Raw genomic sequence first — 14,485 nt, 5'->3', positions numbered from 1 at the left:
TGTCAGTCCTGTTGCCCTGCGGCGTAGCGGCAGACCCCGGCGAGACGCAGCTGGAGCCAGTCGGCGTTCAGCCAGCCGAGAGCGTTCTCGGGTGCGGCGCTGACGAACGGGACCGTGCCGGAGTCCGCGGGGCAGGGGTGGTCGAGCAACCCTCTGACATATCCGGCGAGCAGCACCGTCGCGGGCACCGAGCTCGCGCCTTCGATGCCCATGTCGAGAATGTCGCGTACGGCGGCCGCGTGCTGATCGAGCGCCGCCGATACCGACGGGAATTCCGCAGCCGCCATGAGTGCCCCGGCCCCGTGCGTCGTGTGCAGGCGGTTCAACAATCTTCGCGCCGATACTTCGAGCAACGCGGGGCCGAGCGAAAACACTCATCCATGCTAGCAATCGGCCAGAATCCATAAAACTGTGATGTTCGACTAATTGCCCGAGCGTATCGCCGAATTTTCCAGCAAATTACTGGCTCTACCTCAGCGGAACGCGTTCGCGTCGGTGAGGGCCTTGCCGAGCACGAGCTGGTGCACCTCCGCGGTGCCCTCGTAGGTGAGCACCGATTCCAGATTGTTGGCGTGCCGCAACACCGGGTAGTCGAGGGTGATGCCGTTGGCGCCGAGGATGGTGCGGCACTCGCGGGCGATGGCGATGGCCTCCCTGGTGCTGTTCAGCTTGCCCGCGCTGATCTGTTCGGCGCTGATCTCGCCGCGATCCTTCAGCCGGCCGAGGTGCACCGCGAGCAGCTGTCCCTTGCCGAGCTCCAGTGCCATGTCGGCGAGCTTGCCCTGGGTGAGCTGATAGGCGGCCAGTGGCTTGTCGAACACCTCGCGGGTCCTGGCGTATTCGATGGTGGCGCTCAGGCAATCGCGGGCAGCGCCGAGCGCGCCGAAGATGATGCCGAAGCGCGCCTCGCTCAGGCAGGCCAGCGGGGAGCTCAGCCCGCGCGATTCCGGCAGCACCGCGTCGGCGGGCAACCGGACGTCGTCGAAATCGAGTTCGGCCGTGATCGATGCCCGCAGCGAGAGCTTGCGGTGCATTTCCCGCGCGGTGAAGCCCGGCGTCCCCGCGGGCACCAGGAAACCGCGCACCACGGGCTTGGCGTCGCCGTCCTCGGCGTAGGCCCACACCACCGCGACATCGGCCACCGAGCCGTTGGTGATCCACATCTTCGACCCGTTGAGCACCCAGTCGTCGCCGTCGCGCTTGGCCCTGGTGCGCATTCCGCCGGGATTGGAGCCGAAGTCGGGCTCGGTCAGTCCGAAACACCCCAGCGCGGCGCCCGCGGCCATCTCCGGCAGCCAGCGCTGCTTCTGCTCCTCGGAGCCGAACTTGTGGATCGCGGTCATCGCCAGCGAGCCCTGCACCGACACCATGCTGCGCACGCCCGAATCGACCGCCTCCAGCTCCTGGCAGGCCAGGCCGTAAGCCGTCGCGGACATCCCCGCGCAGCCGTAACCCTCCAAGTGCATGCCGAGCAGACCCAGCTTGCCCAGCTCCGGCGCGATCTCACGGGCCGGGAACGTGCCCGCCTCGAACCAGTCCGCGATGTGCGGGCGCAGCCGCTGCGCGCCGAAGGCCGCGACGGTATCCCTGATCTCCCGCTCCTCCCTGGAGAGCAGCGCATCGATCGCGAACAGTTCCTCGACAGTCACCATGCATTCAGCGTAAGTTGCGCCGCCGAAGGAAGTCCGCCGGATGGAAGCGGCCACGGCCGCACGCCCGCGGATCGGCCGGGACCGGGGCTGAGACGGGCGTCACGACGCGCCCCGGCCGGATAGCCCGAAAATGGCTCCCTCTACAGTGTCCCCATGAGTGAGCTGGGATTCTCCACACGCGCCGTGCATGCCGGATTCGATCCCGACCCCCAGACCGGCGCGGTCAACGTGCCCATCTACGCGAGCTCGACCTTCGCCCAGGACGGCGTCGGTGGTCTGCGCGGCGGCTACGAGTACGGGCGCACCGGCAACCCGACGCGGACCGCCCTCGAAGCGAATCTGGCCGCGCTCGAATCCGGCCGCTACGGACGGGCTTTCGCTTCCGGTATGGCCGCCACCGACTGCGCGCTGCGCGCCACGCTGCGCCCCGGCGATCACATCGTCATCCCGGACGACGCCTACGGCGGCACCTTCCGGCTGATCGACAAGGTGTTCAGCCAGTGGGGCATCGAGCATTCGCCCGCGCACGTGTTCAACACCGACGAGATGCGCGCCGCGATCCGCCCGAACACCAAGCTGATCTGGGTCGAGACCCCGACCAACCCGCTGCTCAGCATCGGCGACATCCCCGCGCTCGCCGACATCGCGCACGCCGCGGGCGCGAAGTTGGTGGTGGACAACACCTTCGCCACCCCGTACCTGCAGCAGCCGCTGCTGCTCGGCGCCGACATCGTGGTGCACTCGACCACCAAGTACCTGGGCGGACACTCCGACGTGGTGGGTGGCGCGCTGATCACCGACGACGCGGAGCTGGACGCGGCGTTCGCCTTCCTACAGAACGGCGCGGGCGCGGTGCCGGGCCCGTTCGACGCGTTCCTCACCATGCGCGGCACCAAGACGCTGGCGGTGCGCATGGAGCGCCACTGCGACAACGCGGAGACCCTCGCCGACTTCCTCAGCAAGCATCCGGCCATCTCCCAGGTCATCTACCCCGGCCTGCCCGAGCACCCCGGACATGTGGTGGCCGACAAGCAGATGCGCCGGTTCGGCGGCATGATCTCGGTGCGCCTGCACGGCGGCAAGGAAGCCGCGCACGACTTCTGCGCGCGGACCGAGATCTTCACCCTCGCCGAATCGCTGGGCGGCGTCGAATCGCTGATCGAGCACCCCGGCGCCATGACACACGCGTCCACCGAGGGGTCGCTGCTGGAGGTGCCCGCCGATCTGGTGCGGCTCTCGGTGGGCATCGAGGACATCAGCGACCTGCTGGCCGACGTCGAGCAGGCGCTCGCGAAATAAGGACAGAGACAGGAATGGATACGACGAAGCGGCCGCACTCGGGATCGAGTGCGGCCGCTCGCGTATCGGTCGGGTTTTCTCGGCCCGGATCCGGTCGGCGACCGGATCGGCGCCCGCGCGCAGACGAGGGGCGCGCGGCGGGATCAGCTGTGGTACGGCTCGGCGCTGACCAGCGTCACCTTCATGGTGTTGCCGTTCGGCAGCGTGTATTCGCGGGTCTCGCCGACCTTCGCGTCGATGAGCGCGCCGCCGAGCGGGGAGTTCGGCGAGTACGTCTCCAGGTTGGAGTTGCCGCGCAGACCCTCTTCGCGGGTGGCGATGAGGAAGGTCTCGGTGTCGGACTCGTCGCCGTCGTAGTAGACCTTCACGACCGAGCCCGGCAGCGCGACGCCGGACTTGGTCGGCGCGACGCCGACCTTGGCGGTGTTCAGCAACTCCTGGAGCTGGCGGATGCGAGCCTCCTGCTGGCCCTGCTCCTCACGCGCGGCGTGGTATCCGCCGTTCTCCTTGAGGTCGCCCTCTTCCCGACGTTCGTTGATCTCCGCGGCGATGACCGGACGGTTGGCGATGAGCGCGTCGAGTTCGCCCTTGAGCCTGTCGTGCGACTCCTGGGTCAGCCAGGTCACGTTCGTCTCAGTCATCTCGATCACTCCCTAGTAGTTGTTCCCGGCGGGCCGGGATTCCCTGAGCACTGCCGCATTACCCACCTGGCGGAGGGCATGCACCAGCCGACGGCTAGAGCGATCCTGGGGGGTGGTTCTACGAACCCCGACAGGCCCGGTTCCGGGCAAACCCGAAAACCCGGAACGCGCAGCGCTGGCCGCCAATGCAGCAAACACGGCTCCGGGGTGCGGAACCGTGTATCACGCCATTTTAGCATGAATCACAAACATGCAGGTCGGAGTTGATTTTGTCGGCGTCGGGCCGTCGATTCACCCCGCGAGGCGCCGATCTGAGCGGGCGATCGCCCCGCCCGTAGGCGTTGAGTCACCCCGTCCGGCGATACTGAACTACCCCGTGCGGCGGTGCTGAATCACCCCGCCCGGAGGTATTCGGGAACCTTGTCGCTGCACCCGTAGACGTTGCCCGCGGCGGGTCGGGCGGACGAGCGGACCGTGGTGGTGAGTTCGATCGTTCCGCTCGTCGACGGGCCGATCAGCACCTCGCGGCGGCCTACCTCGGCCCCGTCGCGGTCCATCGCGCGCACGAAGCAGACCACCGGCTCACCGGGCTCGTCGCGGGTGACCTTCAACCGGATGGTCATGGTGGACTCGTCGACGATCGTGTAGCCGAGCTGCTCGGCGTCGATGTCCTCCGGACCGAACTTCTGGAACCCGAGGTAAGCGACGCCCAATCCGGCGGCCACCACCACTACGCCGAGCGCGACGGCCAGCTTGCGCCGTGGCGTCCGCGGTTTCGTCCCGTAGCGGTCGGCGTGTCGCCGCGCCTGCTCGGCGGCCGAGTCGCCGCTGCGCTCGGGCGTGGGATCGCTCGTCACTGCTCGCTCCCGGGGGGTACGTCGGAACAAAAGTCGGTCGAATGGAACTATAGGGAACGAAGACCCGACACCCGCGACCGAGAGCGATGGTGAACGAGACGTGAGTGGCCTTCGCCTCATGGCGGTGCACGCCCACCCAGACGACGAATCCAGCAAGGGTGCCGCGTCGACCGCCCGATACGCCGACGAGGGCCATGAGGTCCTCGTCGTGACGTTGACCGGCGGCGAACGCGGCAGCATCCTCAACCCCGCGATGGACACACCCGGGGTGCTGGAGCGCATCGATGAGATCCGGCGCGAGGAGATGGCGGCCGCGGCGCGTGCGCTCGGCGTGCGGCAGACCTGGCTGGGTTTCGTCGACTCCGGCCTGCCCGAGGGCGACCCGCTGCCCCCGCTGCCGGAGGGCTGCTTCGCGCTGGTGCCGCTGGAGGAGGCGACCGAGGCGCTGGTGCGCGTGGTTCGCGAGTTCCGGCCGCACGTGATCACCACCTACGACGAGACCGGCGGCTATCCGCACCCCGACCACATCCGCTGCCACCAGGTGTCGGTGGCCGCGTTCGAGGCGGCGGGCGATCCGGAGCGCTTCCCCGACGCGGGCGAGCCGTGGACCCCGCTCAAGCTCTACTACGACCACGGCTTCAGCATGAAGCGGCTGGAGCTGTTCGCCGCCGAGTACGAGCGGATCGGCGAGCCCTTCCCGCTGCAGGAGTGGCTGGATCGCATCCGCGCCTACGCGGTGGAGCGCGGCGACGTGATGTCCAGGGTGACCACGCAGATCGAATGCGGCAAGTACTTCCCGCAGCGTGACGACGCGCTGCGCGCGCACGCCACCCAGATCGACCCGAACGGCGCCTTCTTCGCGATCCCGCTGGAGATGCAGCAGCGGCTGTGGCCGACCGAGGAGTTCGAGCTGGCCAAGACCCGGGTCCGCACCGCCATCCCGGAGACCGACCTGTTCGCGGGCATCGAGGACGCGACCCGGTGATGTTGGTACTGCTCGCGCAAACCCCGGGGACGCCGACCGGCCCCGAATTCGGCAAGGCCTCGCCGCTGGGCCTGGCCGTCATCCTGCTGCTGCTCGCAGGCACCTTCCTGCTGGTCCGCTCGATGAACCGGCACCTGAAGAACCTGCCGCCGACCTTCGAGCCGGAGCATCCGGAACCGGATCAGGAAGCCGACGAGGGGACCGATCACGGCGCCGTGCACCGTCCCGACGGACCCGACGACGCCGGCGCCGAGGGGCGACCGCAAACCAGCTGAGCCCAGCGCGATCGTCGGCGCGGTAGCGCGAATTCGCCCGCCGAGCCGGGATTTCCGGGCTCGGGAAAATGCGTTGTCGAGTGGGCTGACGCCCGATCGGGTGCCGAGTTCGTCACAGATCGCGCGAGAACAGGTTTCCGAACCGCGGTTCCGGCAATCGCTACGTCGATATTCAGTTCTGTTGTCGCACAACGCTTTTGCTGAGGTAGGCGAGCTACGGCGCGGTTGCTGATTCGCGACATTCGGCGGGGCGCAATCGTTTTCGCCGCCGTTCGGGCTGGACGCATCGCTTCGTGCGTCGGCCGACGCCTGCCACCCGGTCGTGCTATCAATGCTCCAACTCCGCTCGACCGAAGGATGCCCATGGACACTCTCATCGGCCAGATCGACCGCGCTCTCGACATGACCGGCGCAATCGTCGCCGCAGTCGACGACGACCTGCTCGCCGCGCCGACGCCGTGCAGCGACTGGGATGTGCGGGCCGTGCTGAACCACACGGTGGGTGGCATGCACACCTTCGCGGCCGCGCTGAGTGGGAACGATCCGCGCGGCGCGCGCGGCGACGACTGGCTGGGCGGGGACCCGCAGGGCGCCTACGCGGCCGCGGCCGAAGTGGATCGCGCCGCCTGGCGCAGACCCGACGTGCCGACGGCGACGGTGCAGATCGGCCTCGGCCCCATGCCAGGCCCGGCCGCCGCGATGATCCACCTCACCGAGGTGGTGGTGCACGGCGTCGACATCGCCCTGGCGCTCGACCGGCCCGACCTGGCCGACGACGCGCTGTGTGCCGAGCTGCTCGCGACCATGCGGAGCATGGGCGGCATCGATATCTTCCGCACACCGGGGATCTACGAGGCCGAGGTGCCGATTCCGGACGACGCCCCGCCGCACCGCAAACTGCTGGCCTACACCGGCCGTAAGTGGTGAATCCGGCGCGCGGTCGATAGGCCGCGGGCCGGACGATAACGGCGGCGCGGTCGATCAGCTCGGCCGCCGAACCGGCTGGCGAAGAATCGTCCTGGTCTTGCTGTCCGGGCTCTTGCTCGGATCGGTCAGATAGATCTCGTGGTGGCGTCCGTGGGCGGTGAGTCCTTCGGCCGCCATGAACGCCTCCATCCGCGCCAGCGTCTCTGGCTCCGTCGCGTACGGCCCGGCGTGCAGCGCCTGCACCGACTCGCCCTCGACCAGGCGCTCGAACCGCACGGGCCCCTCGCCGATCATCCCCGCGGTGACCACGTCCGGCATGCGGATCATCATGGTCCAGTGCCACTGCTCGCGCGGTACCGAGAGCGGCGGTTCGTCCGACTCGACCCACCACAGACCCTCGAGCTTCGGCACCACGAAATCCCGCCCGTCCGCCTTCGCGGCTTTCTTGGCGCGGTAGGCGGCCTGATAGAGCAGCTTGACGGCGTCGGTGTACGCCGGGCCGGTGGGCGCGCCGGAGCCGGTGATCATGGCGTAGTCGTAGCCGTCGAACGCGCGTAAGACCGGGTCGGCCGGTGCGGTGTAGTACTGCTTGTCGCTCTTGGCCAGATCGAGTTTCACGATGTCTCCTCCTGTCGGACTCGGATCGAGCCTCCGGTCTCCAGTGGCGGGAGAGTCAAGCGAAACGGGTTTCCGGCCGCCGATGGTCGGGCCTTACCGGCGACTACGTCGAATGTCAGAGCAGGCCGATGCCGCCGAAGGCAGTGCAGTCGACGGCATCGGGCTTTCAGCGGTGCGTGATGACCTCGTCATCGGCATGCCCGGGAACATGCTGTTCATCAGCTCCGGAGCATGGCGACGATCTGGTCCACCACTCCGTCGGCAGGATTCAGCCGACTACTTCACGAAGTCGCGCACGCCCTCGAAAACCGTCGACGAGGACAGCAGCGTGAGATGTCCGGGGCACAGCGTCTGGGTGTTGGTGGCACCGCTGAGAATGGTGCTCTGATCGGGGTTGATGATCTCGTCGCACGGTGACCACCAGGTGCCGTAGTTCACCTGGCCGGGGGTTTCGTCGCCGCTGTTGAGTTCGGCCAGGAAGGCTGAGCCGGGCCGCATCTCCACACAGGAGGCGTCGGCGCATCCGTTGGCGACCTCGGTGCCGTGGTTGGGGCCGCCGATGGAGACCCAGTCGTCGACGAAACCCAGGCCGTCGAGGTTCTTCAGGTACCAGCGACTGTTGAGACCGCCCATCGAGTGGGTGATGATGTCGACCTTGGCCGCACCGGTTTTCGCGCGTAGCGCATCGACCTGCGCTTTCACCTCCAGTGCGATGTCCTTGTTCGACTGTGAGCTGTCGTAGCTGAATCGTGCCATCTCCCCCGGGGAGTACCCGGCGCCCAGGAATCGGCCCCACATGTAATCCCAGTTCCACGCCCCTCCCTGCCATCCGTGGACGAAAAGGATCGGATCCCGTGCCGGCGCCGCGGTGGCCTGTGGCGTGGCTATGCCGAGTGCAGCGGTGGCCGTCGCGACCAGGGTGATCGCGGCCATCCCGAGGCGGCGCATGGTCGATGTGATGTGCATGTGTGTTGACTCCGATCTGCTCGCTTCATTGCGGGCAGACAGAAAACTAGCGTCGCAAGTTTAATCTCGCGCACTGTGAAACTTGACTATTTCAACTTGCCGCCGGATCAGGGGGATCTCTCGCGGCATTCCGTGCGGAGATCGCGGGCGAAGCTGCGCCGTGCCGCCGTGCTGACAGCAGGGGGCAAGTGTCGCGCTCGGCCCCGGGGATACCCTCGTCGTGCCGTCGCTGGACCGCCTCGGCCGCTCGCCGCAGGACCTGATCTCGATCGTGGCCGGACTCCGCAAGCGCCGGCCATGACCGCCGAACAGATCCGCCAAGCCCGCGCCATCCTGACTCGACCGGAGGAGACCGTCTCCTCGGGCGCCCGGCTCGGCTGGTCTCCCGCAGCATCGTGTCCAAGTACCTGCCCGATCTCGGAAAAGAACGCTCCTACAGCACAATTGGGGCGACACCGGTCCGTCCAGCCATATGATCAACTTCTGATACATTTGCCCCGTGAACGGCCCGGTACCGGAGAAACAACCTGATGTCGGGCCGTCTTCGCGTCGCCGGTTTGTCGCGTTAGCGGTCTGCCTGGTGCTGGCAGTGGCTGGTGCTCTGGTTTTCGCCGATACCCTGATGCACGATACCGAGCAGCTGCAGCGCTTCGAGCAGCCTGCCGATGTCCGTTACGCCGACGGGTCGACCCACTACATCGGCCTGATCGAGGTTCGCAGTGCGCTGTTCCACCGGCGGCTGCCGTACGAGATCTACGCCGGTCGTTACCCGAACATGGGATACGGCCACTTCGTGGACGTCCCGAGCGACCATCGACTCGTCATCAGCGTCGTCGACTGGCAACCTGAAGGCGTGCGTGTGCATTTCGATTCCGCCCCCGCATTGTTCATCCCCACAGAGAATTTCACCTTCGGTCGCTGACGCAGTATGGCGGCTCGCCGTTCGTGATCGAACTTCATTCTGGGCCGATCCAGTCGAGAACTTTCGCGGCCACCGTTCGTCGCGTCGTGGTACTTGCCCAAGTCCACTGGGATCTCCTCCATCCCGGCCGCTCGACGCGCCGGTCCCTCAGCGGCGAACACTACAGTGCCGGGGACGGCCCGCTCCACCATCCACCGCATCGTCATCGACAGCACCGCCCCACGAACCTGAGCGAGAACCAGCGATCCCCAGACCTCAGTCAGGACCTGACGACTTGCGGGGACACCGACCGCCCATCGTCGTGCGCGCGCTGATTCGGTCTCGATCGGTTTCGACCGGAGGAGGTCCCGGCGGTGGCCGAGCGCCTCAGGCGGCGAAGATCGCGTCGAGTGCGCGTCGACAGGCGTGGCAGAGCTCGATGTCGGCGGGCACGCTGCCCGGACGGCGGCGAGGTCGAGCCAGTTCGGCGGCCAGCAGGGGTGCGGCGGCCCGCGCGGCGGGTCCGATCTCGGCGAAGCACTCCGCCGCGACCGTCAGCCAATGCGGCCGTGGCTCGGTGCCGGAAGTGTCGGGATCGGCGGGCTCTCCGGCGCTCAGATCGAGCAGCAGAGTCAGCGTTGGTTCGGGGTCTGCGGTGACCCGCCACAACGCGATGGCGGCGGCGGTCGTCGTCCACCGGTCCGTGTCGAGGTCGATGAGCCGACGCAACGCCGGGGCACAGTCGCCTGCCGCGAACCCCAAGGTCCCGGCGACCTCGATGGCATGAGCGCGAAGCTTCACCGCGCGCACGGCGTCATCGTCATCCGCCAGCACCGCGTGCAATTGCGCCAGCGCCGGTTCGGGATCGCCGGTGAACCGCCACAGCGCGACCGCGGCGTCCAAACGAACTCTGGGGCGGTCGTGATCCAGGAACCGGCGTACCGTCTCGACGGTCGACCGCGCGCCCACGCCGAGTTGGCCCAGCACCTCGACCAACTCCGCTTTCCTGTCCGACAGCATGCCCGCGATGTCCGGGGCGGCCGCCGCGGCCGGTTCGCCGATCGCCCCGAGTGCGCGCGCCAACCGGTAAGCCCGCATGTCCAGGTAGGGGTCCGCTGGATGAGTATGCGTATGGACCATACGGTCTCGGATGAGCGGCACCAGCTCGATCGCATGCGTGCCGAGAGGCGCCAGGATTTCCTCGAGCCGATCCGGTGTCTCGTCGAGTTCCAATGCCCAGCGCACCGCGGGCACCGCGCGTGCGTCGCCGGTGTTGGCGGCGGCACGCAGCAGCGGACCGGGCTGGTTCAGCATGGGGAGCTCGGTATGCAGTGACAGCCACGGAAGTTCCAGCGGCTGTGGGAATCTCGTCGCCTGCCCGTGCCATTCGGTGACCCGCTCATAGCGCTCGAGTTGTTCGAGAATGCGGTCGATCACGGGTGCGGCTGCCGTTCCGAGACGAGCGAGCACCTGTGCGGCGGCGAACCAGGTTCCCGAGTCCGCCAACTGGTCGGTGATGGCTTCGAGCAACTCCACGTGATCCGTGCGCCAGGTGCGGATCAGGTCCTCGGCCAGCTCGCATGCGAAACCCCGGGCGGTCGGCAGTTCGCTGCCGATCAGGCCCCGGACGAGGTCGAATTGTTCCTCGGGCCGCGAGGCCATCCGTGTGTAGACAGTTCTGATCGGCCACACATCCCTTCGCGTGTGAAGGGTCTCGGCATGATCTCCTGAAGGCTCCAGAATCCGATGTGCGGCACCCATCACGATCGGTACCACGCGGCCGGGGAGTGCCTGCGGGTCCGCGGCCAGAAGGTGGTCCAACGCCGTCAGGTGATCTATCGGATCTTCGCTTGCGCAGAGCAATTCGGCGAACCATTGCGGAATTCCCAGACGAGCCGCCTGTTCCGGCCGGTACAGCGCGATCGCGCCGATGACCCCGATCATCGCGACTCTGATCTTCGAATCGGGTTCGAAGCCGAGTCGCGCCTGTAGTGCCGGGACCACCGTTGCCCACTGCTCTTCGCAGACAGTGAGTACCCGAACGACGGCCACGCGGATGTCCGCGTCGGTATCGTCGAGGAGATCGAGCAACTCCCGCAGTGCGCGGCCGATGGCCCGGCGGACTTCCTGCCGGTTCCGCAACGCGACACTGGCTGACAGTTCGGTATCGGACCAGAGTCGGAACGGCTGTTCCTCGTCCTCGTCCTCGTCCTCGCCCACGAGCGCGAGCGCGGCGATGAGCCGTAGCATCCTGAGCCGGTCGGGTCCAAAGGGCCGTGCTGCCAATTCGAGCAGAAACGGCGTACACAACGCCGCCAATCGCGCAGCGCGGGATTCATCGACGGGCGACCGTTCGAAGTCGTGGTCGTAGTCGTACTGATAGCCGTAGTCGTCGTCGTAGACCTTGCCGTCCGGATGCAGCTGATCCTCGAGCTCCCGCAGCGCCTCCGTGCGCTCGAAGTCATCTCCCGATGCGACCTCGCGCAACAACTCGGGAATGCCGGTATCCGATCCGTAACGAACATCCACCGACTCCCAGTCGACATCATCCAATTCGGCGGACACCCAGCACCTCCATGCGTGTACTTCCCGGACCCGAGATGTTTGCCGTCACTGTAGAGCCGCACGGTGACAACAACTTTCGATCACAGGGCCGACTCCGTACCGGGTGGCATGGTGAACCGATCGGCCAGCGTGACCGCGCGATTCTGCGTCAGCACGTGGACAACCTGGTGGACTGGAGGTCGTGGGATGCCGATGCCTTGGCCGAGGCAGGGTGCCGCGACATGCCGATCCCGCTGTCCATCGGCGACGCGAGCTGCCACTTGTGCGGCATGTGCCGCTGTTCGGTCGGCCGTCGTTGTCCGTGATGGGGATCGTCCGGCCCGGAAGCCCGTCGCGCCACCGGCAGCGCGGTGCGGTCCGTCGCCCGACCTCCAGGCACCCGAGCGAGCCCGGGGCGGAGACGCTCCGCACCGGCCCGCCTTCAGGAGCTGGGGCTGCGGCCGGACGGTTCGCTCGCCGCCCCGCGCCCGGTGGTGAGCAGCCACAGCGCCACCCGCATGGCGAGCTCCACCAGAAACGGTGGCGAGAGGGACGGGGAACATCGGTTGCGCGGGGCTGTGTGTGGACCGGTTCGTATGCCCGCCGGTGTGGCAGGCTGGAGTCGTGAACCAGTTGGCCAGCGCGACGTCCCCTTATTTGCGTCAGCACGCCGATAACCCGGTTGATTGGCGGCAATGGGATGCCGAGGCGCTCGCGGAAGCGCGGCGGCGCGACGTGCCGATCCTGCTCTCGATCGGCTACGCCTCCTGTCACTGGTGCCACGTGATGGCGCACGAGTCGTTCGAGGACGAGGCGACCGCCGCGCTGATGAACGACCACTTCGTCTGCGTGAAGGTGGACCGCGAGGAGCGGCCCGACCTCGACGCGGTCTATATGAACGCCACCGTCGCCATGACCGGTCAGGGCGGCTGGCCGATGACCAGCTTCCTCACCCCCGACGGCGAGCCGTTCTACTGCGGCACCTACTACCCGAAGCATCGGCGCGGCGGGATGCCCTCGTTCGCCGAGGTGCTCACCGCCGTCGGTGACACCTGGCGCAACCGGCGCGAGGATGTCGACAAGGCGTCGGCGCAGATCGCCGAGGCCCTGCGGGCGCAGGCCGCCGGTCTGCCCGACGCCGATCTGACCCTCTCCGCCGCGCTGCTCGACCACGCGGTGGCGGCGGTGCTGCGCGACGAGGACGCCGAGCACGGCGGGTTCGGGAGGGCGCCGAAGTTTCCGCCGTCCGCGCTGCTCGAGGGGCTGCTGCGCAGCTGGGAGCGCACGGGCGACCAGGCCGTGCGCGATGTCGTGCAGCGCGCGGCCGACGCGATGGCGCGCGGCGGCATCTACGACCAGCTGCGCGGCGGTTTCGCCCGCTACTCGGTCGACAATCGCTGGCTCATACCGCATTTCGAGAAGATGCTGTACGACAACGCGCAATTGCTGCGCGGCTACGCGCATCTGGCGCGTCGCACGCCGCACGCGCAAGACTCGCTCGCGCTGCGTATCACCTGCGAGACCGCGCACTTCATCCTCGACGATCTCGGGACCGAGCACGGCGGGTTCGCCTCCGCGCTCGACGCCGACACACATCTCGAACCGGGCGGCCCCGGCGTCGAGGGCGCGACCTACGTGTGGACGCCCGCGGAACTGGTCGGCGCGCTCGGTCCCATCGACGGTGCTTGGGCCGCAGACGTTTTCGGCGTGACGACGGCGGGGAACTTCGAACAGGGCACCTCGGTGCTCACCCGCTACCGCGATCCGCGGGACGCGGCCGAGCAGGAGCGGTTCGACCGGATCAGGGAGACGTTGCGCACCGAACGCGGCCGTCGCCCGCAGCCCGCCCGCGACGACAAGGTGGTCACCGCGTGGAACGGCATGGCGATCACCGCGCTCGCCGAGGCGGGTTCGGCACTCGGACGGCCGGATTGGGTGGCGGCCGCTGATCGCTGCGCGCGGTTCCTGCTCGCCGAGCACGTGGTCGACGGGCGGGTGCGGCGGGCCTCGCTGGGCGGTGCGGTCGGCGCTTCGGCGGGCGTGCTCGAGGACTACGGCTGGCTGGTCACCGGCCTGCTCGCGCTGTATCAGGCCACCGGCGATCCGGAGCGGCTCGATCAGGCGCAGCGGCTGCTGGACACCGCCGTCGAACGCTTCGCCGATGCCGAGGCGCCCGGCAGCTGGTTCGACACCGCCGACGACGCCGAAACCCTCGTCGCCCGTCCGCGCGACCCGATCGACGGCGCCACCCCGGCCGGTGCGTCGGCACTCGCCGAGGCGCTGCTCACCGCCGCCGCGGTCAGCGATGTCGAGCGGGCGGCGCGCTACCGGGAACTCGCGGAAACGACGCTCCGGCGCGGCGCGGTCGTGCTCGCTCGCGCGCCGCGCTCGGCGGGCCAGTGGCTCACCGTGGCGGAAGCCGCCCTGCGCGGTCCGGTCCAGATCGCCGTCGCCGCGGTGGCAGAGAATGCCGACACCGCAACGGAATTGCTCGCCGTGGCGCGCGAGCTCGCGCCTGGCGGCTCGGTCGTTCTGGCCGGAGCGCCGGATTCCGCACCGCTGCTCGTCGATCGGCCGTTGGTGGCGGGCGCAGCGGCGGCCTATGTCTGCCGCGGGTCGGTCTGCGACCTGCCGGTCACCACGGCAGAGGATCTGCGGGAGTCGCTGGCCCGCAGCTGAATTCGTACGGGCGACTCCGAATCACTGTGCCGCTCACCATCGCCCGGCACGGTGGCTGCCGGATGCCGTCGGCGCGAACGCGCCCGGCTTCGGCAGACCGCGGTGCGCTCGAAGGTGAAGTTCGGTGCGGTGGTGAATGTT

14 protein-coding genes and 1 pseudogene are annotated in these 14,485 nt (G+C 68.2%); 8 read left to right on the top strand and 7 right to left on the bottom strand.

Annotated features, from left to right (window positions below):
* Positions 1 to 2: 2 nt before the first annotated feature.
* Entirely contained in the window at positions 3 to 374 is a 372-nt protein-coding gene (locus AC3EO7_RS02580; protein ID WP_435590353.1) for a DUF6401 family natural product biosynthesis protein, read from the bottom strand.
* A 99-nt stretch (positions 375 to 473) separates the two neighbouring features.
* The gene (locus AC3EO7_RS02575; protein WP_435590352.1) at positions 474 to 1,652 is read right to left on the bottom strand and encodes an acyl-CoA dehydrogenase family protein; all 1,179 of its coding nucleotides are present in this window, start codon (positions 1,650 to 1,652) and stop codon (positions 474 to 476) included.
* A 153-nt stretch (positions 1,653 to 1,805) separates the two neighbouring features.
* Here AC3EO7_RS02575 and AC3EO7_RS02570 point away from each other — a divergent pair, with 153 nt between their 5' ends.
* Complete coding sequence (locus AC3EO7_RS02570) at positions 1,806 to 2,951, top strand: cystathionine gamma-synthase (RefSeq protein WP_431964713.1); 1,146 nt, start codon at positions 1,806 to 1,808, stop codon at positions 2,949 to 2,951.
* Between the two features lie 143 nt (positions 2,952 to 3,094).
* Here AC3EO7_RS02570 and greA read toward each other — a convergent pair whose 3' ends face one another.
* Together greA and AC3EO7_RS02560 are read right to left on the bottom strand one after the other, a co-directional pair.
* A complete protein-coding gene (gene greA, locus AC3EO7_RS02565; protein ID WP_355001973.1) occupies positions 3,095 to 3,592 on the bottom strand; it encodes a transcription elongation factor GreA in 498 nt (165 codons plus the stop codon).
* Between the two features lie 392 nt (positions 3,593 to 3,984).
* Positions 3,985 to 4,449: a DUF4307 domain-containing protein gene (locus tag AC3EO7_RS02560; RefSeq protein ID WP_435590351.1), complete on the bottom strand. Its 465-nt coding sequence runs from the start codon at positions 4,447 to 4,449 to the stop codon at positions 3,985 to 3,987.
* 118 nt (positions 4,450 to 4,567) lie between these two features.
* Between AC3EO7_RS02560 and mca the strand changes: the two genes are divergently transcribed.
* The 3 genes from mca (at position 4,568) to AC3EO7_RS02545 (ending at position 6,636) form a co-directional block, all read left to right on the top strand.
* On the top strand, positions 4,568 to 5,434 hold the full coding sequence (gene mca / locus AC3EO7_RS02555) for a mycothiol conjugate amidase Mca (RefSeq protein ID WP_431965377.1): 867 nt from the start codon (positions 4,568 to 4,570) through the stop codon (positions 5,432 to 5,434).
* Positions 5,434 to 5,709 (top strand): hypothetical protein, encoded by a 276-nt coding sequence (locus AC3EO7_RS02550; protein ID WP_431965375.1) that lies wholly within the window; start codon positions 5,434 to 5,436, stop codon positions 5,707 to 5,709. Before mca ends, AC3EO7_RS02550 begins: the two co-directional genes overlap by 1 nt.
* 363 nt (positions 5,710 to 6,072) lie before the next feature.
* Positions 6,073 to 6,636 carry a TIGR03086 family metal-binding protein gene (locus AC3EO7_RS02545; protein WP_431964708.1) on the top strand — a complete coding sequence of 188 codons (564 nt, stop codon included), beginning with the start codon at positions 6,073 to 6,075 and terminating at the stop codon, positions 6,634 to 6,636.
* A 54-nt stretch (positions 6,637 to 6,690) separates the two neighbouring features.
* Here the strand turns inward: AC3EO7_RS02545 and AC3EO7_RS02540 are convergent, their stop codons facing one another.
* Both AC3EO7_RS02540 and AC3EO7_RS02535 read right to left on the bottom strand, forming a co-directional pair.
* Positions 6,691 to 7,254 carry a GyrI-like domain-containing protein gene (locus tag AC3EO7_RS02540; protein WP_431964706.1) on the bottom strand — a complete coding sequence of 188 codons (564 nt, stop codon included), beginning with the start codon at positions 7,252 to 7,254 and terminating at the stop codon, positions 6,691 to 6,693.
* A 276-nt stretch (positions 7,255 to 7,530) separates the two neighbouring features.
* Positions 7,531 to 8,220 (bottom strand): esterase/lipase family protein, encoded by a 690-nt coding sequence (locus AC3EO7_RS02535; RefSeq protein ID WP_431964704.1) that lies wholly within the window; start codon positions 8,218 to 8,220, stop codon positions 7,531 to 7,533.
* A gap of 205 nt (positions 8,221 to 8,425) precedes the next feature.
* On the opposite strand from AC3EO7_RS02535, the pseudogene AC3EO7_RS02530 reads away from it, so the two are divergent.
* Positions 8,426 to 8,521 (top strand): annotated as a pseudogene (locus AC3EO7_RS02530) (recombinase family protein); the annotation flags it as partial.
* 198 nt (positions 8,522 to 8,719) lie between these two features.
* Positions 8,720 to 9,142 carry a hypothetical protein gene (locus tag AC3EO7_RS02525; protein ID WP_431964702.1) on the top strand — a complete coding sequence of 141 codons (423 nt, stop codon included), beginning with the start codon at positions 8,720 to 8,722 and terminating at the stop codon, positions 9,140 to 9,142.
* Between the two features lie 366 nt (positions 9,143 to 9,508).
* Here the strand turns inward: AC3EO7_RS02525 and AC3EO7_RS02520 are convergent, their stop codons facing one another.
* Complete coding sequence (locus AC3EO7_RS02520; RefSeq protein WP_435590350.1) at positions 9,509 to 11,686, bottom strand: HEAT repeat domain-containing protein; 2,178 nt, start codon at positions 11,684 to 11,686, stop codon at positions 9,509 to 9,511.
* Between AC3EO7_RS02520 and AC3EO7_RS02515 the strand changes: the two genes are divergently transcribed.
* Together AC3EO7_RS02515 and AC3EO7_RS02510 are read left to right on the top strand one after the other, a co-directional pair.
* The gene (locus tag AC3EO7_RS02515; RefSeq protein WP_431964698.1) at positions 11,593 to 11,991 is read left to right on the top strand and encodes a DUF255 domain-containing protein; all 399 of its coding nucleotides are present in this window, start codon (positions 11,593 to 11,595) and stop codon (positions 11,989 to 11,991) included. The two genes, AC3EO7_RS02520 and AC3EO7_RS02515, sit on opposite strands and share 94 nt — an antisense overlap.
* Before the next feature lie 298 nt (positions 11,992 to 12,289).
* Positions 12,290 to 14,344: a thioredoxin domain-containing protein gene (locus AC3EO7_RS02510; RefSeq protein ID WP_435590349.1), complete on the top strand. Its 2,055-nt coding sequence runs from the start codon at positions 12,290 to 12,292 to the stop codon at positions 14,342 to 14,344.
* Positions 14,345 to 14,485 lie beyond the last annotated feature (141 nt).

The organism is Nocardia sp. bgisy118 (assembly GCF_057708605.1).
This window is presented reverse-complemented; position numbering and strand designations above follow the sequence as displayed.

Excerpts from the sequence above, each read along its gene's own strand:
- AC3EO7_RS02545 (WP_431964708.1), top strand. The coding sequence starts at position 6,073 with ATGGACACTCTCATCGGCCAGATCGACCGCGCTCTCGACATGACCGGC.
- greA (WP_355001973.1), bottom strand. The coding sequence starts at position 3,592 with ATGACTGAGACGAACGTGACCTGGCTGACCCAGGAGTCGCACGACAGG.
- mca (WP_431965377.1), top strand. The coding sequence starts at position 4,568 with ATGGCGGTGCACGCCCACCCAGACGACGAATCCAGCAAGGGTGCCGCG.
- AC3EO7_RS02535 (WP_431964704.1), bottom strand. The coding sequence starts at position 8,220 with ATGCACATCACATCGACCATGCGCCGCCTCGGGATGGCCGCGATCACC.
- AC3EO7_RS02515 (WP_431964698.1), top strand. The coding sequence starts at position 11,593 with ATGCGACCTCGCGCAACAACTCGGGAATGCCGGTATCCGATCCGTAAC.
- AC3EO7_RS02570 (WP_431964713.1), top strand. The coding sequence starts at position 1,806 with ATGAGTGAGCTGGGATTCTCCACACGCGCCGTGCATGCCGGATTCGAT.
- AC3EO7_RS02575 (WP_435590352.1), bottom strand. The coding sequence starts at position 1,652 with ATGGTGACTGTCGAGGAACTGTTCGCGATCGATGCGCTGCTCTCCAGG.
- AC3EO7_RS02550 (WP_431965375.1), top strand. The coding sequence starts at position 5,434 with ATGTTGGTACTGCTCGCGCAAACCCCGGGGACGCCGACCGGCCCCGAA.